This is a genomic window from Vibrio sp. 10N.261.46.E11 (assembly GCF_041472735.1).
Lineage (GTDB): Bacteria > Pseudomonadota > Gammaproteobacteria > Enterobacterales > Vibrionaceae > Vibrio.
The window spans coordinates 1-21,761 of the sequence record NZ_JBFRQW010000023.1 but is presented as its reverse complement, the minus strand read 5'-3'; the positions used below and the strand labels follow the sequence as shown (position 1 = coordinate 21,761).

The following is a 21,761-nucleotide window of genomic DNA, read 5'->3' as shown; positions in this document are numbered from 1 at the left end:
ATATTGTTGAGAGCGATTTATGTCTGAAATCCTTCATCCATTACAATCTGAGGTGACTCTGATTACCTCATTCCAAGATGCCGATCCGATGGGCGTGATCTATCACGGTAATTACTTCCGATTTTTTGAAGAAGTAAGGCGCATCATGATGGATAAGATTGAGTACAACTACCATGAGATGAAGGATTCAGGCTACATGTGGCCGATCATCGACACGCGCGTAAAGTACATCAAAGCGATACCGTTTAATCATCAGATCAAGGTATCCGCTAAGTTAACTGAGTGGGAAAACCGCTTGCGTGTTGACTACGAAATTCACGATGCCAACACAGGTGCTCGTATGACACGCGCTCACACCATGCAGGTTGCAGTAACCATTGAAGAGCAAGAGATGTGTTTTGCTTCGCCGAAAGTGTTTACCGATAAAGTCGAACACTGGCATCAATTTGGCTGCTTACCTCGATCAACTGAGCAACAATCAAGCGACCAACAATCCGAACAATCTCAAGTGTCTAACACACAGCAGCAGGTGAAACATGAGTCTGTTTAAGCACGGACGTAAGCAAATCAGCATCGCACTACTAGGGCTTGCCTCTGTGATGGCGAGTGGCTTTGTTATTGCTAATGAAAGTACAGCTACGGTTGGCTCTATTTCAGAACTGCAAACAGTATTAAGTGCAAACAACATAGTGCGTGGGGAGTTTACTCAAACACGCAATATGGAAATGTTCGCTCAGCCTTTAACATCACAAGGTACTTTCCTGTTAGACAAGTCGAATGGTTTGCTTTGGACACAAGCGACACCCTTCCCTGTGAGCTTGGTGCTCACCGACAACAAACTGAGCCAAAGGTTTGCTGATCAACCAGCCAAGATCATCACCGACCAAGAAAACCCGATGGCGTTTTATTTCAGCCATATCTTCCTATCGGTGTTCCACGGTGATACTCAAAAACTCCAAGAGCAGTTCTCACTGTCATTTGAACCAGCGAACGAGCCAAGTTCAGATGAAAGTGCAGACGCAAGTTCAGATAAGACACGGTGGACACTGACCCTAAAGCCCAAAAGTTCACCGATGAACGCGGTGTTTGAAGCCATCACGCTTCAAGGTGAAAATGATATTGAACGCATTGAGTTGAAAGAGATACGCGGAGACAGCACGGTGATCGAATTTAACCAATTAAGCCATCAACCAGAAGTTTTATCAGATGCCGAAGCACAACAATTTCAACTCTAAGCTTGCCCTTGTCTGGCTAGTTGTCGTAGTGCTATTTAGCGGATTGTTAATCAAACAATTCGCTTTTTCTTCATCGGTACCTATTGAAAGCAACATCATGAAATTGCTGCCTGAAAACCAGCAAGACCCAATGGTAGAGCAAGCCTTTCAGCAGATATCTAGCTCAATGAGCGAGCAAGTGGTGTTTATCATAAGCGCCACCGACATTGAACAAGCCGTTGCCGCGACTGACTCTTTTGAAAAAAAACTCAACCAAAGAGCTTTCTCAAGTCAAGCCCCTCTATTTAAGCAAGTGCAGGGCAAAATCAACGCCAGCACGCAAAGCCAGTGGAGCGATTTCTATTTTCGTCACCGAGCTCAACTGCTGACCCAACAGCAAAAAGAGACGCTGACACACTCGCCAGATTCGCGAGCTCAATATGTCATTCAGTCTCTGTACAATCCTTTCTCAGGCGTCACTGCAGCAGAGCTATCTCTCGACCCATTCTTGCTGTTTCGCGACTACATCAGTGCTGCTGGCGTTCAATCAAGTAACTTTGTCCTGAAAGAGGGGTATCTCACCACTCAATCGAATGACCAAACTCATGTTTTGGTGACGGCGACTTTGGCAGGCTCACCATATAGCTTGGCGATTCAAGAACAACTTCCGGGTCTTGATGCACTGGAGCGTGAGATTGAGAAACAGTTTGGCGCCAAAGTGCAGCATACTGGTGTGGTGTTCTACGCCAATTACGGTACCGAAAGCGCGAAATCAGAAATCAGTACCATTGGCTTAGGCTCATTAGCCGGTGTTATTTTACTGGTGTGGCTGACATTTCGTAGTGCCTTACCACTTGCCTTATCCTTGCTTTCAATCACAACAGGATTATTGGTTGCACTGGCAAGCACCGTAGCTATCTTCGGCAAGGTTCATCTGTTTAGTTTGGTGTTCGGTGCCAGCTTGATTGGCGTGTCCATCGATTACTCCTTTCATTACTTGACTGACCGCTTAGCAGCGGGGAGTCAATGGCAAAGTTACAAAGGCTTGAAGCACATTCTCGTTGCGATCACCTTAGGTCTGATCACCAGCTTGATTGGCTACTTAGGTTTGTTGGTCGCGCCTTTCCCGGGATTGCAGCAACTTGCTTTGTTTTCATCGATTGGGCTTATTGCGGCTTACGCCAGCGTGGTGTGTTGGTATCCCGTTCTAGCGGCGAAACCAAGCCAAGAACGCCCTCTTCCCTTGTCGAAGCTTTGGCATACTTGGTTAAGCCTCTGGAGCAACCAAAAATTTAGAATTGGCTTACCATTAATAGTGACTGTCGTTAGTTTGATATCACTCAGCCAAATTCGCTACGACGACGATATTCGTCAACTTCAAGCGATGCCAGATCAGCTCAAACAGCAAGAACAAGCCATTACTGAGATATCAGGATTAGGCAGTGGTCAAAATATGCTGCTGGTGACCGCCAAGAGCGACCAAAAACTGCTAAATAAACTGGCAGAGATCACCACTAGCTTAGATTCTTTAATCGGCAGCCAAGGTATCTCCGGGTATCGCAGCATCAATCAACAGTTGCTAAGCAAACAACAACAACATGATAACTATCAGTTAGTTGAACAGCTCTATGGCCAACAAAGCCATATATTACAAAGCAAGCTAGGTTGGTCTACTTTTCCACAACTACCAAAATTCGAACCAATCACGGTATCTGGATTTTTAGAATCACTGGTGTCAGAACCTGTTCGGCCACTTTGGTTAAAGCCGATAGACGGACAAGCAGCGTCAGTCATTTTGATCAAAGACGTCACAAATTCAGAACTGTTCTCTCAATGGCTTGATTCAAGCTTTGCTCAGCAGCAAGGTGTTAAATACCTCAACAAAGCCGATGAAATTTCGGCTCTATTTGCGGAGTACAGAGTCAAGATCACCGAGCTACTGTTAATAGCATTGGCAGCCATTGGAATGGTTTTAGGTTGGCGCTATGGCGTAAAACAGAGCCTGTTGATGCTGTTGCCGTCTTTAATTGCGGGAATCGCAGGGCTAGCGATCACCGGCGTTTTAGGTTCGACCTTAAACCTGTTTAACTTACTGGGTCTGATTCTGATTCTAGGGATTGGTATCGACTATACCTTGTTCTTTGCTGAGCAGAAGAAATCACTAAGCACCTTGTTAGCGATTACTTTGTCAGGCCTCACGACGCTACTCTCATTTGGCTTATTGTCACTGAGTCAGACTCATGCCATTCATAGCTTCGGTGTTACCGTCCTGACTGGTATTTTCGTCGCGTGGTTGCTTTCGCCACTTGCAATCAGCAACGAACCAGCAGCGGAAAAATCAAACTCTCGAGAGGCTTTTAGATGAACAAAACAATCAAGGTAGTGCTCGCCGTTGGATTTGGCTTATTACTCAACGCTTGTTCCATGGTGTCTCAACAGCCTACAGGCGCAAGTGTCGCAATCGACAAGGACACCGAGCTAGCCTTGCCGCTGCCTGCTGAACTGGGATTCTCATTTACGGCGAGCCAGCTGATCAGCGCAACATGGCAAGATGATACGCAGCAACTTCCTGTTCAAGTCGAAGTCACATCAGACAAAGTCGTGTTGGCGGGTTTCTCCTCTTGGGGTACTCGCATTCTATCGCTGCAATACCAAAACCAAACGATTGATACTCAAGTTCTATCTGGTCTTGGCGCAACCCTGCCGCAACCCGAACAAGTACTATTTAATTTAATGCTAACTCTATGGCCAGTTGAAGCATGGGCTCAACCTTTACAAAACATCGGTTGGTATTTGGTCGATACAGAAAACAGCCGCACCGTCTTTGATGAAAACCAACAGGCAATCATTAAAATTGATTACCAAGCAGAGCCCGGAACACACAAAACCGCAGGCAACATTGTTTTCAAGCATTTGATTCAAGGCTACACCATCACCATACAAACGTTGAACTCAACGATTGTCGATAACCCAAGTAAGAGCTAAACATCATGCCTATTTATATCCAAGACTGTGGTTTCCACTCCGCACTAGGCTCAAGCATTGCTGACATTCATAGCTGCCTCAGCAATGAATGCGACTCCAATATGGTTGAAGTGAGCGACATGCTAAACGACGGTAAGCCGACGGTCGTTGGTAAGGTCGCAGGTGAATTACCAGAAATCCCATCAGAACAAGCGGAATACGCCACTCGCAACAATCAACTGGCGTTATCGGCTGTTAATCAAATCAAAGACTCTATCGAGCAAGCAAAATCACAATTTGGTGCCGATAGAATTGCTGTAGTTATCGGCACCAGCACCTCGGGAATTTCTGATGGTGAAACGGCGTTTAAACACAAACTAGAACATGGCTCTTTCCCCGAAGGTTTCCACTATTCAAAACAAGAGCTTGGTAATGTATCGGAGTTCATCAGCCAACACTGCTCTTTAACAGGACCAAGCTACGCGATCTCGACCGCTTGCTCATCAAGTGGCCGTGTATTTATTACCGCCCAACGTTTGTTAGATTCTGGAATGGCAGATGCTGTATTGGTTGGCGGTGTCGATACACTGTGTAAACTGACACTCAATGGCTTTCATGGTCTTGAAGCACTATCAACGACACATTGTAAGCCCTTTAGCGCCGAGCGTGATGGCATCAACATCGGAGAAGCTGCGGCATTCATGTTGCTTAGCAAGACAAAATCAACCGCTACTGATGCAACTCAAAGTACTTCGAACATCGCCCTACTGGGTTGCGGTGATAGCTCCGACGCACACCATATTTCTGCACCCCATCCAGAAGGTAACGGCGCAGAACAAGCAATGAGAAAGGCGTTAGATTCTGCACAGTTACAAGTTGAAGACATCGGTTATATTAATGCCCATGGCACCGCAACCCCACTCAATGACTCAATGGAAAGCAAAGCCATCTATCGTATTTTCTCAAACAAGGTTCCCGTCAGTTCAACCAAGCCTCTAACAGGACATACTCTTGGAGCGGCAAGTGCGATAGAGGCTGCAATTGCGTGGCATATTCTAAAATATGACTTACCACTCCCCTTACAAAAATGTCAGTATAAAGCTGAAGATATTGAGATTGATTTGGTAAACTGTGCCCAGAAACTTAAAGTAAAGAACATCTTAAGCAACTCGTTCGCTTTTGGTGGCAACAACATTAGCCTGATTTTTGGTGTAATAAATGACTGATATCCCTTCTGTAGACCAACTTCTCCCACACGATGATCCGATGATATTAATCGATCGAGCTATCAACGTTGAGGCATTATCGATTCACTGCCAGGTCGACATTGGCGCGCACAACCTGTTCTTTAACACCGAATCTCAAACCGTACCTGCTTATGTGGGTATCGAGTTTATGGCGCAATCTGTTGCTGCATGGTCTGGGTATCATGCGCTGAAAAATGGCACCATTCCCCCAATCGGTTTTTTATTAGGTTCTCGTCGCTACAAGTCACTGTGTGATGAATTTACTCAAGGTCAAACCCTTGATATCTATGCTGAACAACTGATGGAAGACAGTGGCATGGCCGTGTTTACCGCCCGAGTCGAAGACCAAGGCGAGTTAGTGGCTCAATGCCAACTCAACGTCTACGTGCCGACCGAACAAAAATTACAAGAAATGAAAACTAGGAGCCCATCATGAGCCGTCAGGTTTTAGTCACTGGTGCCAGTAAAGGCATTGGTAAAGCGATCGCTATTCAACTCGCGAAAGACGGTTTTGAAATCGCCGTTCATTACATGGGTGACAAGCAAGGTGCTGAAGACACATTAAAGTCGATCACTGAGCTCGGTGCTGCAGGACGTCTGATCCAATTTGATATCAGCAATCGCAGCGAATGTCGCGAAACGCTTGAGTCAGATATTGCCGAACACGGCGCTTACTATGGTGTGGTGAATAATGCCGGTATTACTCGTGACACGGCATTCCCAGCTATGACTGAAGAAGAGTGGGATGGTGTTATCCACACCAACCTCGACAGTTTCTACAATGTACTTCACCCGTGCGTAATGCCAATGGTTCAAAAGCGCAAAGGCGGTCGAATCGTTACTCTGGCTTCTGTGTCTGGCATCATGGGCAACCGTGGTCAAACTAACTATGCCGCAGCAAAAGCAGGTGTGATTGGCGCAACTAAGTCTCTGGCTCTAGAGCTCGCAAAACGCAAGATAACGGTAAACTGTGTCGCTCCTGGTTTAATCGATACCGGGATGGTTGACGAGCATGTAAAAGAGCATGCTCTGCCTCAAGTTCCATTACGCCGCATGGGTGAACCAGAAGAAGTAGCAGGCTTAGTCAGCTACCTAATGTCGGATATTGCCGGCTACGTCACTCGCCAAGTGATTTCAGTTAATGGAGGCTTAGTATGACCCGCCGCGTTGTTGTAACTGGTATGTCAGGCGTTACCGCTTTTGGCAACGATTGGCAGCACATCGAGCCAAAACTGAAAGCGTGTAAAAATGCGACCCAGTACATGCCAAGCTTTGAGCAGTACGATGGCCTCAACACCAAGCTTGCTGCACCTATTGACGACTTTCAACTGCCTAAACACTATAAGCGCAAGCAAGTGCGTGGTATGGGCCGTGTATCTCGTCTAGCAACAGTGGCGACCGAAAACGCGTTAGAACAATCAGGCTTGATTGGCCACGACGTTTTGACTAATGGCGAAACCGGTATTGCCTACGGTTCTTCAACCGGTAGTACTGATGCCGTTGGTGCATTTGGCGTGATGCTTAACGAGAAATCGACGCGAGCGATCACTGCAACCACTTACGTGCAAATGATGCCACATACCGCAGCGGTCAACGTAGGCCTGTTCTTTGGTCTGCGCGGCCGCGTGATTCCCACCAGCAGTGCCTGTACTTCAGGAAGCCAAGCGATTGGCTACGCCTATGAAGCAATCAAACACGGTTACCAAACCGTGATGGTTGCCGGTGGTGGTGAAGAGCTATGCCCAACCGAGTCTGCCGTTTTCGATACCCTTTTTGCGACCAGTTTAAAAAACGACACGCCAGAAAAATCCCCTAGCCCTTACGACTGTGAGCGCGATGGCCTGGTTATCGGTGAAGGCGCTGGCACGCTTGTTCTTGAGGAGTATGAACATGCGGTTGCTCGCGGTGCAAAGATCTACGCGGAAATCATCGGTTTTGCCAGCAACTGCGATGCAGCCCATGTGACCCAACCTCAGATGGAAACCATGCAAATTTGTATGGAGAAAGCGCTGAAAGATGCACAGCTCCCTGCGGAAAAAATTGGTTATGTTTCGGCGCACGGAACGGCAACAGATAAAGGCGATATTGCTGAAAGTAATGCGACAGCAAACATTTTCGGAGAAGTGCCAATCAGCTCATTGAAAAGCTACTTTGGCCATACGCTTGGCGCATGTGGCGCCATTGAAGCTTGGTTAAGCTTAGAGATGATGCACTCAGGTTGGTTCAGCCCAACCTTAAACCTTGAGAATATCGACGAACGCTGCGGCAAGCTCGATTACATTACAGGTTCCGGCCGTGAATTGAATGTTGAGTACGTTATGAGTAACAACTTTGCCTTTGGCGGAATCAATACCTCAATCATCTTCAAAAAGATTTAAGCTTATTCCTGAGACAAAACTCAAGACAAATAAAAAGGGTCAGTAACCTAGTTACTGACCCTTTTTTGAATCTAGCAAAAGCTCAATTAAGCGTTAGCTTCACGCTCAGCGATGAACTCAAGAGCCATCTTGATGCGAGCGATTACGCGCTCTTTACCTATAAGCTCCATCACAGCATCAACAGAAGGAGACTGACCGCCACCTGTTACTGCTACGCGAAGTGGCATGCCGATTTTACCCATGCCGATCTCTAGCTCTTCACATACAGCTGCAATCACACCATCTTTGATGTTTGCTGTTGTGAATTCTTCAAGAGCTTCAACCTTAGCAAGAGCAAGCTCGAGTGGACCTTTAGCAACACCACGTAGGTGCTTCTTCGCTGCGCCAGCTTCAAACTCAGAGAAATCTTCGTAGAAGTAACGAGATTGCTCAGCAAGTTCGATAAGCGTGTTACAACGCTCGCCAACTAGCGTGATCACTTCAGTGATCGCTGGGCCATTTGTTGTATCGATCTTCTGTGCATCTAAGTGCCATTGCAGGTATTTTGCAACGTACTCAGGCTCAGAAGTCTTGATGTAGTGGTTGTTCAACCAAAGTAGCTTTTCAGTATTGAATGCAGATGCAGACTTGCTGATTGCGTTCAGGCTGAAGAATTCAATCATCTCTTCTTGAGAGAAGATCTCTTGGTCACCGTGAGACCAACCTAAACGAACTAGGTAGTTGTTTAGTGCATTTGGTAGGTAACCTTCGTCGCGGTATTGCATTACAGAAACAGCACCGTGGCGCTTAGAAAGTTTCGCACCGTCATCACCAAGAATCATTGCACAGTGAGCGAAAGTGGGAACTGGCGCGCCTAGTGCTTCATAGATGTTGATTTGACGAGGTGTGTTGTTGATGTGGTCTTCACCACGTACAACGTGTGTAATACCCATATCCCAGTCATCTACTACAACCACGAAGTTGTATGTTGGTGCACCGTCTGTACGACGAATGATTAGGTCATCAAGTTGGCTGTTAGAGATTTCGATGCGACCACGGATTTGGTCATCAAAGACTACACTGCCTTCTTTAGGGTTACGGAAACGGATAACGCACGCATCACCTTCTTTTGCTGCTTCGTTTGCTGCAACAATTTTAGGGTGGTTCGCATCGTAACGAGCCATTTCTTTGTTTTCTTCTTGCTCTGCACGAATCTCATCAAGCAGCTCTTTAGACGCGTAGCATTTGAATGCTTTGTCTTCAGCAAGTAGCTTATCAACCATTTCGTTGTAACGGTCAAAACGCTTAGATTGGTAGTAAGGACCTTCATCCCATTCCATACCCATCCATTGCATGCCTTCTAGAATTGCATCAACCGCTTCTTGAGAGTTACGCTCAAGGTCTGTGTCTTCGATACGCAGAACGAATTCACCACCTTGATTCTTAGCGAATAGCCAAGAGTAAAGTGCAGTACGTGCACCACCAACGTGAAGATAGCCAGTTGGGCTAGGAGCAAAACGAGTTTTAACCGTCATTTAAATACCTTGATTATGTAGGTGATTCTTTTAGTGATTGCCATTACAAAGCCTGCAACAGAAAAATATCACTAAATTTTGGGCGCTATTTTATCACCACCGCTTAAATCTACAATCAGTAGTGAATGATAAATACGCTGTTCTTGTACGAAAGCTATCGAAGAAGGGGAAAACCAATAACTTAAGCACATACCAAATACTCTAAAAAGGCAAATTCTCGCCGCGCGCGCGATAAACCTCATCCATTCCACTACTCAATATTCCAACAAATATCGAATTATTGAATTTATGTTTGACCTTACCCTTACGGGAAGGTTTATGTTAGGCGTAGATGATAATTGGAGTCTCGATATGAACCATTACACAACTGCGCTCAACGGCTTAAATTGCATGGGTTGTGCGAAGAAAGTCCGCACATTGTTTGACGATCTCGATAATACGACGATCAACAAGATATCGCCGACGTACATCGACATTTCGACTCCTTTTAGTTACGTTCAACTCAATGAACAGTTAGTGACCCTTGGCTACAGCATGGGTAACAAGCTGCACCTCTCGCTATCCGGCCTTAACTGCGGCAAGTGCGTGAACAAACTGACTCAAGCGCTTGAGCAAACCGATCAAACCTCAAACCTAGAAGTCAGCAAACATGAATTGTCGTTGGTTACTCTTCTTTCTGAATCCGAGGTGATTGAGCTGGTCGAAAGTGTGGGTTATCACGCCGTCCCATACGCTGAATCTAATGACCTCTCACCAAGTTCCGAGTTAGAAGAAGATAAAAAATCGGCACCTACAAAAACAACGTCAACAGAACCCGTTGCGAGTCAATATACTTATCACCTTGTTCTTGAGGGGATGACGTGTGCGAGTTGTGTCTCTTCAGTCGAGAAAGCACTGAAAAAGAATGAGTTCGTCGACCAAGCTCAGATCAACCTCGCTGAACAGACAGCCTTGGTCTTCACCTCTAAAACACGTGACGTCATCGAAACAGCTCTAATAGAGTCGGTGAAAACCGCAGGTTACGGTGCCGAGTTCGTCGATGACGCGGAAACTCAACAACAAAAACAGCAAGAACAACAACTTCGTACCCAAAAAGCTTTCCTAAAGAATTCAGTAAGTGCGCTGGTTATCGGTGCTCCGCTGATGGCATGGGGCCTGTTCGGTGGCAGCATGACCATTGCTACATTTAACGACCAATTGGCTTGGGGACTGGTTGGTGTGGTCTGTTTGATACTGCTTGCGATCTCAGGACGCAGCTTCTTTACTAACGCTTGGCAATCACTGATGCACAAGCGTGCAACCATGGATACGCTAGTTGCTTTGGGCACTGGCGCCGCATGGTTCTATTCAATGTTGGTTGTGATTATTCCATCATGGTTCCCAGAACCATCGCGCCATGTCTATTTTGAAGCGAGCGCCATGATTGTTGGCCTTATTTCTTTGGGTCACTACATTGAAGCCAAAGCCAAAGCACGCACCACCAAATCTTTGCAGGCACTGATTAATTTACAACCTCAAAAAGCCGTGGTTATCGTCGATGGTAAAGAACAAACCATCGCCGTCGAAGCCATTCAAGTCGGTATGCAAGTACGGGTAAAACCGGGAGAAAAAGTCCCTGTCGATGGTGTCGTGGTATCTGGCGAATCTTATATCGATGAATCGATGCTGACTGGCGAACCGCTTCCCAACGTTAAATCGATTAATGATGGCGTTTCAGCAGGTACCATCAATGGTGATGGCAGCCTGATCATTGAAGCTACGGGGATTGGCTCAAGCACCATGTTGGCTCGAATCATTCAGATGGTTCGCCAAGCACAAAGCAGCAAGCCTGCGATTGCGAAGCTTGCTGACTCTATCTCTGCCATTTTCGTCCCTGTTGTGGTCGCGATCGCAGCAACTGCTGCCTTAGTTTGGTTTTTTGTTGGCCCACAACCTAGTGCAAGTTACATGCTCGTGGTATCAACCACTGTACTGATCATCGCCTGTCCATGTGCCTTGGGCTTAGCGACACCGCTCTCTATTACTGTCGGCGTGGGCAAAGCCGCTGAGTTTGGTGTTCTGATCAAGGATGCCGATGTGTTGCAATCTGCAAGCAAAATCGATGCTGTCGTATTTGATAAAACAGGTACGTTAACCCAAGGCAAACCAAGCGTTCAAGAGTCCTTTTACCCCAATCTATCAGAGCAAGAATTACTGGCTTACGCTTATTCGGTAGAGGTGGGGTCTGAGCATCCACTCGCCAAAGCTGTTTGCCAATATGCTGAGAGCTTACAAGTTTCAGCACTACCCCACAGCGAATTCGAAAACCAACGAGGGCTTGGAGTACAGGCAATGATTAACGGCAAAAACGTTCAAGTAGGTTCACTTAAGTACCTCACCCAACTCGGCATCAATACAGACATTGGCGCGGACTTTATCGAGCTTTGTCGTACACAGGCATGGACACCCATCTTCGTTGTAATCGATCAAAAACTGGAAGGCATCTTCGGTATTTCAGACGCATTAAAAATAGATAGCAAACAAGCCATTGCTCAACTAAAATCCGCCGGAATTCACACCGTGCTATTAACGGGCGACAACGATTCTGTTGCTCAAGCGATAGGCAAAAGCGTCGGTATCGACGAGGTAATCTCGGAAGTGCTTCCAGAGCAGAAAGCTCAACATATTGTTCAACTTCAACAGCAATATAAGAGCGTTGCCATGGTCGGAGATGGTATTAACGACGCCCCGGCACTGGCTCAAGCAGATATAGGCATAGCAATGGGTAGCGGCAGCGATGTGGCGATTGAAAGTGCGCAAATGACGCTGCTCAACTCGTCGCCACTGTCTGTGAGTAATGCGATAGAGCTATCCCAGGCAACCGTGAGAAATATGAAGCAAAACCTGTTTGGTGCCTTCATCTATAACTCGTTAGGTATTCCAATTGCGGCTGGTGTGCTCTACCCATTCTTCGGATTTTTACTTAGCCCTGTCGTTGCAGGCGCTGCGATGGCGATGTCATCAATTACGGTTGTAAGCAATGCCAACAGGCTAAGACTGTTCAAACCCACACATTCTAATATCAATAATAAGCATATTCATGAGGTTAACCATGATTCGTAAAATTATGACTCTTACTGCACTCGCTGCAATTTCAGGACAAGCTCTCGCTACTAATGTACTAAACCATAAGTCTCCATATTGTGGCTGCTGCACAGAATGGACAGAACACATGCAAGACGCAGGTTTCGATGTCACAGAGAAACTCCATGATGACATGAACCCAATCAAGCAGAAGTTAGGAGTAACGCCAGAACTGGCTTCTTGCCATACGGCAGAGATCGACGGTTACGTATTTGAGGGGCACATTCCTGCAGAGGACGTGAAAGCCTTTTTAGAGAACCCACCACGCAATGCGATTGGCTTGGCGGTTCCAGGTATGCCAATGGGCTCTCCGGGCATGGAGTATGGCGATAAGAAAGACGAGTATTCTGTGTATGCGTTTAACGAGAAAGGTCAGGTGTTTGAATACCGTCATTACAACGGAAAATAGAGCGTAATTAGACCTACGAACAGCAATAAAAATAGAGCCTAGCATTAAGCAAACCCAAGACTGTGGTTTACTTACTAGGCTCTTTGCTTTTGGACAGTAAAGCAAATCTTGTCGCGGCACCAACCGGGCTGTTAGTACCACTATGTTTTCGTCGCTAGTTAGCAAAAACTCTATTTAACAAAAAAGCTAATTAGCGAAGAAACTCACTTGGCTAATAATCTAATCGATTAAGCAGCCAACTGAATCAGCTTAGAAGCCGTAAGATGCACCGAATACGAATGCGTTGTTTGTTTTAGACGCGCCGTTCGCGAAATCAACTCCGTTAGCTTGGCTACGGAATTCGAAGTAAGGTTGAACACCTTGACGAGTCCATGTTGCACGAAGCTCGTGATCCATAGCTTCAGCATCAATCATGTATACGTTGTTGTAGCTAAGCGCTAGGTCTTCGTTTACAGAGTAAGCAATGCGGTTATCCATGCGGTAATCAGTGTCAGCATCTGCAGAAGTGTCATCGATGTGTGCACGAGTACGGTTACTAATAGAGATACCGTTGTCGAAGTTGTAACCAATTTTAACCAGTGGACGGAACTGAATGCTCTCGCCAGCAGAGAAGACATGTTGGTAACCCGCTGCAACCCATAGGTTGTCAGTGATATTGAAAGCTTGCTCACCACCAACAGTGATGAATGCATTTGCTTGACCAGTTGTTGCAGCGCCACCGGTTTCAGCAGCAGTTAGACCTTCAAGGTCGCCAAGTTGGATGCCATCAAACTCAGTGTAAACAGTGAAGCCGCCTAGAGAGTTGTCAAACGTGTGACCGGCTTCTAGCGTAGAAGTCATATCAGAACCGTGGATACGGCCATCGTCGTGAAATTGGATATTACCTGTAACGTAAGAAGAACCAGCGAAAGCACTAGAAGCGAAAGCAAGAGAAAGTGCACTTAGAGCGATAATTTTTTTCATAGTAAACTGCCTTAGTTTGATTTTTTTTCAGCGACATATCTTCGGTATATCATTCACCTTCGCCGCCTGAGTAATTGGTAGCCTCCCTGGCATGAAATCTATCTTGCTCGAATTAATTTGCGATGAAAAATAAATTAAAAACTTTAGTGAACAACTTCACACAAAAAAAAGGAAAAGTTATTTAACCCTTACCAATCAAAAAGTTAAAATCATAAAAATAGATAAAAAAATAAATCCAATAATAAAAACGGTTCAAGATCTCGTTATTTCAGGGTGTAAAATTAGATTCGGTTATTTCAATCACACCTGATTTATAGTTTTTTATGGCCGACTTATTTTTTTAAGGGAAGAATGAGAAGTACGTCACTTTTGCGATGGAACTCACCTTATGTGCATTGTTGAGGTTATAAGCAAAGGCTATTTCTATATGTTTAAGAAATATACCGAACTTAGTTTGGACGAAAAAAAGCTCCCACTTTTATCTGAGTAAGATAATAGCTAGGGAGCTCATCTATTAATGTTGCTTATCGATTATTTAACTGACGTTACTCGACTTACTTTCTCGCCACTTTCAGAGATAGAACGGATGTACGTTTCACCAGAAACCGATGGTTGTTGTTGCTCATCGTACGTTAGCCAGTTTTCACCATCAGCAGAGTATTGAAGCTCTACGCCTGGGAATTGAACGTTCATCGCCAACTTACCATCAACAACTTGAGCACCTGGAACTGGTAGTCGGTAATCAATACCCGCTTTTTCTAGCTTAGCCAGTTCACGTTGACCAACAATATTCGCGAAGCGATTGAAGTCGCTGTTTAGAGCCTGCTTATTCACTAGGTTAGTTTCTTGAGAGTACTCAACGCCCACTTTGTAGTCGTTTTCCCAATCTGCTCTGTGCCATGCGCGTTCTGCTGCTGCCAATACGCGAGGGAACACCATGTATTCATATTGCTCGTCCGTACGAACTGTTTCAGACCAAAGCTGTGCAGACAAACCGTAGAAAGGTTTTGCTTCAATCTCGCCTTTACCAGAGAAGCCATTGCCGTCACGGTCTAATGATGTTTCCGCGTTTTGTGGCATGTTTTCTGGTGCGAAGCCAAACATCTTACGAGTATCCGTTGCACGCGTTGCCCAGTAGTAACCACGCTCTGCGGCATCTACTTCGTATGGCATATCCATGTATACGTAGTCTGGGTTAGAGACAATCACGTCATAACCTTTCGCTGACCAATCGTACACTGATGAAGTGCCGCCCCAGTAAAGAACGTCCCAGAAGTTAACACGAGTCGTTTCAGTAGCGAAGCCAGATTCACCCTCTTCCACATACTTCAAGCCATCTTGCCAAGCTTGGAAGTGAGGAATGCCTTTGTCTGCAACAATTTTTGATACTTCTTTTGCAAAGTAGCCAGGCAAGTGACCGAAATCACTCACTGAACCATCAGCAATCAAAGACTGACATTGTGGAGACTGTTGGAATGGCTTGTCTTGCTTATCTAGCTCAATGTTACCTTTCCATGCCACTTTGTCTTGAGCATCAACATCTTGAAAGCCTGCGCCTAGCTTGATGTTTTTCGCTTCATCACCACCAAAGTGCCAAGTCGTTAGCGGCATACCCGCTTCATTGTGCATTGCTGCAATTTCAGTAATCACTTTATCAACAAAGCGAGTCGATGATTCCATACATGGGTTGATGAAGCTGTGCTTATCGTAGAACTGAATAGTCGTCACGTTTGAAGTATCTTGTGGATCCATCAAGCGATATTCACTTGCTTCAGCTTCTTTGCCTTCCGCCATTAGGCGAGTGTAACGCGCTTCCATAGATACCACAGCAGAACGAGCGTGTGCTGGCATATCTATTTCTGGTATTACTTCGATGCTGCGCGCTTTTGCGTAGCTTAAGATCTCGACGTAATCCGCTTTACTAAAGAAACCAGAGCCAAAGTTGTCTGTTGTTGGACCTGAACCTAGCTGAGGCAGTAAACAGCTTTGCTCTTCCAAATCAAAACAACGATTAGACCCTACATCCGTTAGCTCTGGTAAACCTGGGATTTCTAAACGCCAACCTTCATCATCAGTTAAGTGAAGGTGAAGTTTATTCATCTTGTATGCAGCCATTTGATCTAGCGTCGCTAGGATGGCATCTTTTGAGTGGAAGTTTCGAGCAACATCCACCATCACACCACGGTAATCAAAGCGTGGTGCATCTGTGATCGACAGTTGTGGTAGTGATTCAGCGTTCTGACTGTCTATTAGGCCAAAAATAGACTGAACTGCGTAGAAAGCACCTGTTTTATCAAACGCTTTAATCGCAATTCCCTCTTCCGAGATGCTTAGTTCATAAGCGCCAGGTTTTGCTAAATCACCCGTAAACTGAGTAGGAACAACGGCAACACTTACAGGAAGGTCACCACTCACATCTACGTTTACCACATCTGCACGTTCTTCAATTGCAGCGAACTGATCAGCGTCGAATGCGTCTTTTGGTAAAGCAATACCACCAGCAATACTTACTGAACCTTCACCCGCTTCTACCGACATTGGCGTTGGCAATAGCGTTGTTGATACATCTTGAGTTGCCAGATCTGCATTCTTTTCAAAGCGAGTAACCGCGGTTGCCATGACATTGTTGTCATCAGGTGTACGCTTAAGGTTGTTTCCTTCCAAACCGGTTACGAACGACGCGACATCTTCAGTATTCAATGAAGCAATCATCTTAGGTTCTGCGTTTGGCGCAGTTACGAATGCACCCGGCATAAAGTCAGTTTCAAACAGTTGCCAGTACTCACTCGTTAAGGGAAGAATCACTTCTTCACCCGCTGCAAAACCATCGAACTTTTCTGTTGGTTCGAGCTTGTGTAGGTCACCCGTGACACGAGTGATTTTAAACTGCTCATTATCAACATCTAAGATAAGGCGAATACTGTGAAAGTAGATGGTCCAGTCTTTTGAATCAATCGCTTCACCATCGTTAGTTAACGTCATGTTCACTTTATTACATGATGCCCACTCTGCGCCTAAGTCCTGACAAGCCATGCCTTCGTTTGCACCGTGGTTCGTCAAGATTTCGTATTGCACATCAAGGTTATCAGCCAGTGCATTAACCACCTGTTGTTCTGGTGCTTGTGTCACAGCACAACCCGCTAAACCAGCCAGTACCGCTACAGATAGTAAGTTTCTCTTCAACATCGTATTCACCCATAAATTTAAAAAATTGAGTAAGAAGCAAATTGGAGCGCTTCGAAAGTTAGATAAACTATATGGGCTTATTTTTTGGCGTGAATTAAATCTGGACAATTCAGTGATCGGCTTCAAATCTCAAAAACAGTGATAGAAATAACCATTTAAAAATCATAAAGTTAGAATCCACGGCACTTCCGTCAGTTTTATTTTGACGTAAAAATTGAGAATTGAATCACAATCTTTTTAGTGAATTTCATAAAATCGTGTCGTTGATAGGGAGAAAGGTTTAAGAGTTTGTTCGGATTGTTATACTTTTCGTACAAACAACGTGACATCGTTCTCAAAAAAAACCGTTAAAAAACACCGTCAAAATCGATTTTAACGAGTTTAATACTTCCTTAAGGAGCCCCCTTTGCGCCCACTCTGGTACATGGTTTTATTCGTTCTCGTTTTTTCAGCTAGGCAAGCGGTCGCCGAGCCTCTTTATTGGCAAGCAAAAAAGGATGATCTGACACTCACGATCTTAGGTTCGGTGCACGTTGGGGACGAGAGTATGTACCCACTTCCTTCGGCAATCACTGACGCGCTAAAAAACAGTGATGGCTTAGTTATCGAAACGGATATAAGAAAGACAGAGGGTGTCGTTTATCCGACGACCAAAGTGACCACCGCTGATGTATTAAACAAACAACAAAAACAATTATTAACCGACATATCAAAATCATTGGGTATGCCAGCGCAACAACTGCTTAGCTCACCGCCTTGGGCGACATCTCTTTCTATACAGATGCAGCAGTTAAAAAAACTCGGTTATGGCTCCGCCGGCGGCGTTGATGCGACGCTAGCTTACAAAGCGACTATCCAAGATGTTCCCGTTATCAGCTTAGAGCCGCTTCAATTCCAAATAGACCTGATGACAAAACAAAAGGACGACGGTAAGGAGTGGTTAGTCAGTAGCCTTGAAGAGTTTGACCAAACTGATCGTGTGGTTCATTGCTTAATCGAAAGTTGGAAAGCGGGTGATTTAGCGAAGCTGGAAGCTTTCGCAGAGCTGTCTGAGATGTCACCTGAACTAGAGAAAGCATTTTTAACCGATCGCAATATAGACTGGGCAAACAAGCTGTCTGCCAATGATTGGAAACTTGACTCGAAAGAGAGCTACTTAATTGTGGTTGGCGCCTTGCACCTAATAGGAGAAGGTAACTTATTGCAGTTGTTAGAAGAGAAAGGTTTCAATGTCACTCAACAATCACAAAGCCAACAGGCTCAGTGTCAATTTGAGGTTGATGCGAAAAGCTAGCCAGGTTCAGCGTCGTTGTCTTCTCGCTATGAGGATGGTACTGGCGTCCCCTCATGGCCTAAACCATATAAACGCTTTAATTATTCCAAAATACAAAAAAGCCGTAGCACCTTCTATTACAAAGAGTACTACGGCTTTCTTTAATGTGGCGGTGAAGAGTTTATTTGGAATCTCAGGCGAACTCCGCTTGGGTTCAAAAGCAAATCGAATCGAGACAAAAGTGCAAATGCAAAAAAGCCGTAGCATCTCTGCTACGGCTTTCTAAATGTGGTCGGTGAAGAGGGATTCGAACCCCCGACCCTCTGGTCCCAAACCAGATGCGCTACCAAGCTGCGCTATTCACCGAGATATCTAACTGGCTGATTGCCTGTCGATGAAGCGTATAATACGGATTCTGAGTTTATCCGCAAGGGCTTTTTCCACTCTTTTTTACAATATCGAATCGTTCGAACAAAAGACGTACAAGTGAAATGCCAATGTGACGAAAAACACACAGTTACCAACAAGTATTTAACTTATGAAACAGGATTGATCCAGATCAGTGAATTGATAACACCAGTTAATACACTAACTCGTGTCATATAACTTTGAGGTATACACATGGACTTTTGGCTAGAACTCCTATTTGGTAATGCGGTGGGGCTATCTTCAATGATAGTAATATTCGGGGCTCTGGGTCTCATGATGTTCTATGGAGGCTTCTTCATCTACAAAGTTATGACTGAAAAATCTCCTCACTAGAATCGCTCAGCCTAAATCATCTACTTTTAAGTATCATTTTCTTTATGTAGATGTAAAAACGCTTTGCACCGGAGCCGACTTATTGTCTTCTCCGGTTTTTTCATTTTCAAACCCGGCCTCAACTTAGGTATACTTAACCTATCCTTATCCAACTTGAGATACACACTATGTCTCATGATGACGACTTAGATCTATTCCAAGAAATGATGGGCGATGTTAAACGTATCGACCATGACACCGCCGAACACCAGAAAGTACACCGAGTCACAGAATCTCACCTTGCTAAGCGTGAAGCCGCTATGTGGCTGTCTGACGACGAGAAAGACTACTTATCATTAGACTACTCTCCAATGATCAAACCTGACGATGTCATTGCTTATAAGAAAGATGGTGTACAAGAAGGCGTATACAAAAAGCTGCGCTTGGGCAAGTATCCAATTCAAGCCAAACTCGACCTTCACAGGAAAACACTGAAAGACGCTCGTAACGAAGTACTCTCATTTTTACGCCAGTGTTTAAGAATGGATGTTCGCACCGTTATCATTGTCCACGGTAAAGGTGAGCGTTCGAATCCACCAGCAATGATGAAAAGCTACGTGGCAAATTGGCTAACACAAATTAACGATGTTCAATGTGTTCATTCAGCTCAGCAGTTTCACGGTGGTACAGGCGCGGTCTATGTCATGCTCAGAAAGAGTAATGACAAAAAACTAGAAAACAGAGAGCGCCATCAAAAGCGCAGCAGTTGATAAGTTGAGATTGATAAGTAAGTTGATAGCTGTCTTGCATCAAGAGCGATATTTCGTGCCTAGACTCACACCAAGTGCTAAAATTGTCCTCAGTTAACGAATCCCAACTCAAAGCAACTATCCAAAGGTTGCTTTTTGTTTATCTATATTTCCGTTGTGAAACGCTAAGAGAATATCATGTCACAAGAATCCCAAGCTAAACGCCTTAATAAATACATCAGTGAAACTGGTTTTTGCTCACGCCGCGAAGCCGATAAGCTCATTGATGCTGGCCGAGTTACTATTAACGGTAAGATCCCTGAAATGGGTACTAAAGTCTTGCCTGGTGATGATGTTGAGATCGACAATAAACCTGTTCGTTCAAGAGAAAAGCCGATCTACATTGCTCTTAATAAACCAACAGGTATCACCTGTACTACTGAGCGTGATATTCCAGGCAACATCGTCGACTTTATAGGTCACCACAAGCGTATATTCCCTATTGGTCGTCTAGATAAGCCTTCTGATGGTCTTATCTTCTTGACCAACGACGGCGATATCGTAAACAAAATCCTACGTGCAGGTAACAACCACGAAAAAGAATACGTGGTTCGTGTAGATAAACCTATTACGACTGAGTTCTTGAAGCAAATGGGCGCTGGCGTTCATATTCTCGATACGGTTACCTTGCCATGTAAGGTAGAGAAAGAGACCAAGTTCTCGTTCCGAATCACACTAACGCAAGGCCTTAACCGCCAAATTCGCCGTATGTGTGAAGCATTGGGTTACGAAGTATTTAAACTGCGCCGCGTTCGTATTATGAACATCTCACTAGACGGTATTCCTAACGGAAAATGGCGCTACCTGAGCGACGAAGAGATCACTGAAATTTTAGCGATGTGTGAAGGCTCTGTAAGTACTGAAGATGCGTCAAAAATGAACGCGAAAGGCCAGCGTATTCGTAAAGCGACAGACGCAAAACTTTTCGATAGCCGTGAAGAAAACCAAACTTCCACAGCGCGCCGCAATCAAAACGAAAATCGTACTCGCACTTACCGCGGTAACAATGCGGACGAATTCCGTCATGCACCTAACTCGAAACGAGGCCGTAATTCATCGAATGGTGAAAGCAGTGGCGGTGGCAATACCGAGAACTGGAAATCAAACTCTCGTTCAGAGCGTTCTACTTCAGATAAAAGCCGTTCGGATCGCAATCGCACAGATCGCGACAATAACGAACGTAGAAGCGGTAAGCCGACAAACCGCAGTCAAGATTCAAACAGACCGAACAAACCTGCACCGAAACGTGTTGGTGGTACTTTAGGTTTGAAAAAGTAGTCATAATTCTCCCTCAATGTGTAAACACATTTCAGGACGGGACAGTCGATAAAGAAACGCCCGCTAGATTAATCTAGCGGGCGTTTTTATTTGTGATCATGTACATTTATCGTTATGGAAAGCACAAGCTACAGGCATAGTTCAGCAAACTGACCACGCGTAAGTAGTACTAAGTCTTTCGGGTCTAGCTCGATCTCTAACCCTCTCTTCCCTGCACTCACACATATCGTTTCAAAATCGGTAGCGCTGGAATGAACAAAGGTAGGCAATGCTTTTTTCTGACCAAGAGGACTGATTCCTCCCACCACATAACCTGTCGTTTTCTGAGCAATATCTGGATCAGCCATCTCTGCTTTTTTACCTTTCGCCGCTTTTGCTGCAAACTTTAGATTTAGCTTCTGATCGACGGGAATAACGGCAACCGCCAAATCTTTCGCCACACCATTCAAGCTGAACAAAAGCGTTTTGAATACACGTTTGGGATCTTGACCAAGCGCTTCGACAGCCTCTAATCCATAATTCGTGTTATTCGCATCATGATGATACTGATGCACACTGTGAGCGATTTTCTTTTTCTTGGCGAGATTGATTGCAGGGGTCATAACAAATCCAAACGATAGATAAACAAAAAGCGACGCCGAGGCGTTAATGCCGATCAGTTA

18 protein-coding genes and 1 tRNA gene are annotated in these 21,761 nt (G+C 45.1%); 14 read left to right on the top strand and 5 right to left on the bottom strand.

The features are described from left to right. The first annotated feature begins 19 nt into the window (after positions 1–19). Genes AB4407_RS08140 through AB4407_RS08105 form a run of 8 tightly spaced genes read left to right on the top strand, consistent with a single transcriptional unit; the run spans position 20 to position 7,803 of the window. Positions 20–550, top strand: coding sequence for an acyl-CoA thioesterase (locus AB4407_RS08140; protein ID WP_372120150.1), 531 nt, complete (start codon positions 20–22; stop codon positions 548–550). Then, complete coding sequence (locus AB4407_RS08135) at positions 537–1,235, top strand: outer membrane lipoprotein carrier protein LolA (protein WP_372120148.1); 699 nt, start codon at positions 537–539, stop codon at positions 1,233–1,235. The genes AB4407_RS08140 and AB4407_RS08135 overlap by 14 nt, the downstream gene beginning before the upstream one ends. Continuing rightward, on the top strand, positions 1,207–3,579 hold the full coding sequence (locus AB4407_RS08130; protein ID WP_372120146.1) for an MMPL family transporter: 2,373 nt from the start codon (positions 1,207–1,209) through the stop codon (positions 3,577–3,579). The genes AB4407_RS08135 and AB4407_RS08130 overlap by 29 nt, the downstream gene beginning before the upstream one ends. Beyond that, a complete protein-coding gene (locus tag AB4407_RS08125; RefSeq protein ID WP_372120144.1) occupies positions 3,576–4,199 on the top strand; it encodes a DUF3261 domain-containing protein in 624 nt (207 codons plus the stop codon). The genes AB4407_RS08130 and AB4407_RS08125 overlap by 4 nt, the downstream gene beginning before the upstream one ends. A gap of 5 nt (positions 4,200–4,204) precedes the next feature. Further along, complete coding sequence (locus AB4407_RS08120) at positions 4,205–5,404, top strand: beta-ketoacyl-[acyl-carrier-protein] synthase family protein (RefSeq protein ID WP_372120142.1); 1,200 nt, start codon at positions 4,205–4,207, stop codon at positions 5,402–5,404. Next, positions 5,397–5,861 (top strand): hotdog family protein, encoded by a 465-nt coding sequence (locus tag AB4407_RS08115; protein WP_086048913.1) that lies wholly within the window; start codon positions 5,397–5,399, stop codon positions 5,859–5,861. Before AB4407_RS08120 ends, AB4407_RS08115 begins: the two co-directional genes overlap by 8 nt. Further along, positions 5,858–6,583: a 3-ketoacyl-ACP reductase FabG2 gene (locus tag AB4407_RS08110; protein ID WP_017099148.1), complete on the top strand. Its 726-nt coding sequence runs from the start codon at positions 5,858–5,860 to the stop codon at positions 6,581–6,583. The genes AB4407_RS08115 and AB4407_RS08110 overlap by 4 nt, the downstream gene beginning before the upstream one ends. Continuing rightward, entirely contained in the window at positions 6,580–7,803 is a 1,224-nt protein-coding gene (locus tag AB4407_RS08105; RefSeq protein WP_372120140.1) for a beta-ketoacyl-ACP synthase, read from the top strand. The genes AB4407_RS08110 and AB4407_RS08105 overlap by 4 nt, the downstream gene beginning before the upstream one ends. A gap of 86 nt (positions 7,804–7,889) precedes the next feature. Here the strand turns inward: AB4407_RS08105 and gltX are convergent, their stop codons facing one another. Further along, positions 7,890–9,317: a glutamate--tRNA ligase gene (gene gltX, locus AB4407_RS08100; protein WP_102546531.1), complete on the bottom strand. Its 1,428-nt coding sequence runs from the start codon at positions 9,315–9,317 to the stop codon at positions 7,890–7,892. Positions 9,318–9,605: 288 nt separating this feature from the next. On the opposite strand from gltX, the gene AB4407_RS08095 reads away from it, so the two are divergent. Together AB4407_RS08095 and AB4407_RS08090 are read left to right on the top strand one after the other, a co-directional pair. Further along, positions 9,606–12,419: a copper-translocating P-type ATPase gene (locus tag AB4407_RS08095; RefSeq protein WP_372120138.1), complete on the top strand. Its 2,814-nt coding sequence runs from the start codon at positions 9,606–9,608 to the stop codon at positions 12,417–12,419. Next, entirely contained in the window at positions 12,409–12,849 is a 441-nt protein-coding gene (locus tag AB4407_RS08090; RefSeq protein ID WP_372064333.1) for a DUF411 domain-containing protein, read from the top strand. The genes AB4407_RS08095 and AB4407_RS08090 overlap by 11 nt, the downstream gene beginning before the upstream one ends. A 249-nt stretch (positions 12,850–13,098) precedes the next feature. On the opposite strand, the gene AB4407_RS08085 is transcribed toward AB4407_RS08090, so the two are convergent. Next, entirely contained in the window at positions 13,099–13,812 is a 714-nt protein-coding gene (locus tag AB4407_RS08085) for an oligogalacturonate-specific porin KdgM family protein (protein ID WP_372120136.1), read from the bottom strand. Positions 13,813–14,343: 531 nt separating this feature from the next. Further along, a complete protein-coding gene (locus AB4407_RS08080; RefSeq protein ID WP_372120134.1) occupies positions 14,344–16,998 on the bottom strand; it encodes a beta-N-acetylhexosaminidase in 2,655 nt (884 codons plus the stop codon). 406 nt (positions 16,999–17,404) lie between these two features. On the opposite strand from AB4407_RS08080, the gene AB4407_RS08075 reads away from it, so the two are divergent. Continuing rightward, the gene (locus tag AB4407_RS08075; RefSeq protein ID WP_372120132.1) at positions 17,405–18,292 is read left to right on the top strand and encodes a TraB/GumN family protein; all 888 of its coding nucleotides are present in this window, start codon (positions 17,405–17,407) and stop codon (positions 18,290–18,292) included. A gap of 268 nt (positions 18,293–18,560) precedes the next feature. Here AB4407_RS08075 and AB4407_RS08070 read toward each other — a convergent pair. After that, positions 18,561–18,637: transfer RNA gene (locus AB4407_RS08070), tRNA-Pro, on the bottom strand. Between the two features lie 255 nt (positions 18,638–18,892). Between AB4407_RS08070 and AB4407_RS08065 the strand changes: the two genes are divergently transcribed. The 3 genes from AB4407_RS08065 to rluF all read left to right on the top strand — a co-directional run bounded on the left by AB4407_RS08065 (position 18,893) and on the right by rluF (position 21,099). Then, positions 18,893–19,033 (top strand): DUF3149 domain-containing protein, encoded by a 141-nt coding sequence (locus AB4407_RS08065; RefSeq protein ID WP_004736246.1) that lies wholly within the window; start codon positions 18,893–18,895, stop codon positions 19,031–19,033. Positions 19,034–19,200: 167 nt separating this feature from the next. Then, the gene (gene smrA, locus AB4407_RS08060) at positions 19,201–19,782 is read left to right on the top strand and encodes a DNA endonuclease SmrA (RefSeq protein WP_009848720.1); all 582 of its coding nucleotides are present in this window, start codon (positions 19,201–19,203) and stop codon (positions 19,780–19,782) included. A gap of 177 nt (positions 19,783–19,959) precedes the next feature. Further along, positions 19,960–21,099: a 23S rRNA pseudouridine(2604) synthase RluF gene (rluF, locus tag AB4407_RS08055; protein WP_372120130.1), complete on the top strand. Its 1,140-nt coding sequence runs from the start codon at positions 19,960–19,962 to the stop codon at positions 21,097–21,099. A gap of 128 nt (positions 21,100–21,227) precedes the next feature. Here the strand turns inward: rluF and ybaK are convergent, their stop codons facing one another. Continuing rightward, positions 21,228–21,701: a Cys-tRNA(Pro) deacylase gene (gene ybaK, locus AB4407_RS08050; RefSeq protein WP_009848722.1), complete on the bottom strand. Its 474-nt coding sequence runs from the start codon at positions 21,699–21,701 to the stop codon at positions 21,228–21,230. Positions 21,702–21,761 lie beyond the last annotated feature (60 nt).

Coding starts and splice junctions, on each gene's coding strand:
- AB4407_RS08140 (WP_372120150.1), top strand. CDS start 20: ATGTCTGAAATCCTTCATCCATTACAATCTGAGGTGACTCTGATTACC.
- AB4407_RS08095 (WP_372120138.1), top strand. CDS start 9,606: ATGTTTGACCTTACCCTTACGGGAAGGTTTATGTTAGGCGTAGATGAT.
- AB4407_RS08090 (WP_372064333.1), top strand. CDS start 12,409: ATGATTCGTAAAATTATGACTCTTACTGCACTCGCTGCAATTTCAGGA.
- AB4407_RS08080 (WP_372120134.1), bottom strand. CDS start 16,998: ATGTTGAAGAGAAACTTACTATCTGTAGCGGTACTGGCTGGTTTAGCG.
- AB4407_RS08105 (WP_372120140.1), top strand. CDS start 6,580: ATGACCCGCCGCGTTGTTGTAACTGGTATGTCAGGCGTTACCGCTTTT.
- gltX (WP_102546531.1), bottom strand. CDS start 9,317: ATGACGGTTAAAACTCGTTTTGCTCCTAGCCCAACTGGCTATCTTCAC.
- AB4407_RS08085 (WP_372120136.1), bottom strand. CDS start 13,812: ATGAAAAAAATTATCGCTCTAAGTGCACTTTCTCTTGCTTTCGCTTCT.
- ybaK (WP_009848722.1), bottom strand. CDS start 21,701: ATGACCCCTGCAATCAATCTCGCCAAGAAAAAGAAAATCGCTCACAGT.
- AB4407_RS08120 (WP_372120142.1), top strand. CDS start 4,205: ATGCCTATTTATATCCAAGACTGTGGTTTCCACTCCGCACTAGGCTCA.
- AB4407_RS08125 (WP_372120144.1), top strand. CDS start 3,576: ATGAACAAAACAATCAAGGTAGTGCTCGCCGTTGGATTTGGCTTATTA.
- AB4407_RS08135 (WP_372120148.1), top strand. CDS start 537: ATGAGTCTGTTTAAGCACGGACGTAAGCAAATCAGCATCGCACTACTA.
- AB4407_RS08110 (WP_017099148.1), top strand. CDS start 5,858: ATGAGCCGTCAGGTTTTAGTCACTGGTGCCAGTAAAGGCATTGGTAAA.
- rluF (WP_372120130.1), top strand. CDS start 19,960: ATGTCACAAGAATCCCAAGCTAAACGCCTTAATAAATACATCAGTGAA.
- AB4407_RS08115 (WP_086048913.1), top strand. CDS start 5,397: ATGACTGATATCCCTTCTGTAGACCAACTTCTCCCACACGATGATCCG.
- AB4407_RS08130 (WP_372120146.1), top strand. CDS start 1,207: ATGCCGAAGCACAACAATTTCAACTCTAAGCTTGCCCTTGTCTGGCTA.
- AB4407_RS08065 (WP_004736246.1), top strand. CDS start 18,893: ATGGACTTTTGGCTAGAACTCCTATTTGGTAATGCGGTGGGGCTATCT.
- smrA (WP_009848720.1), top strand. CDS start 19,201: ATGTCTCATGATGACGACTTAGATCTATTCCAAGAAATGATGGGCGAT.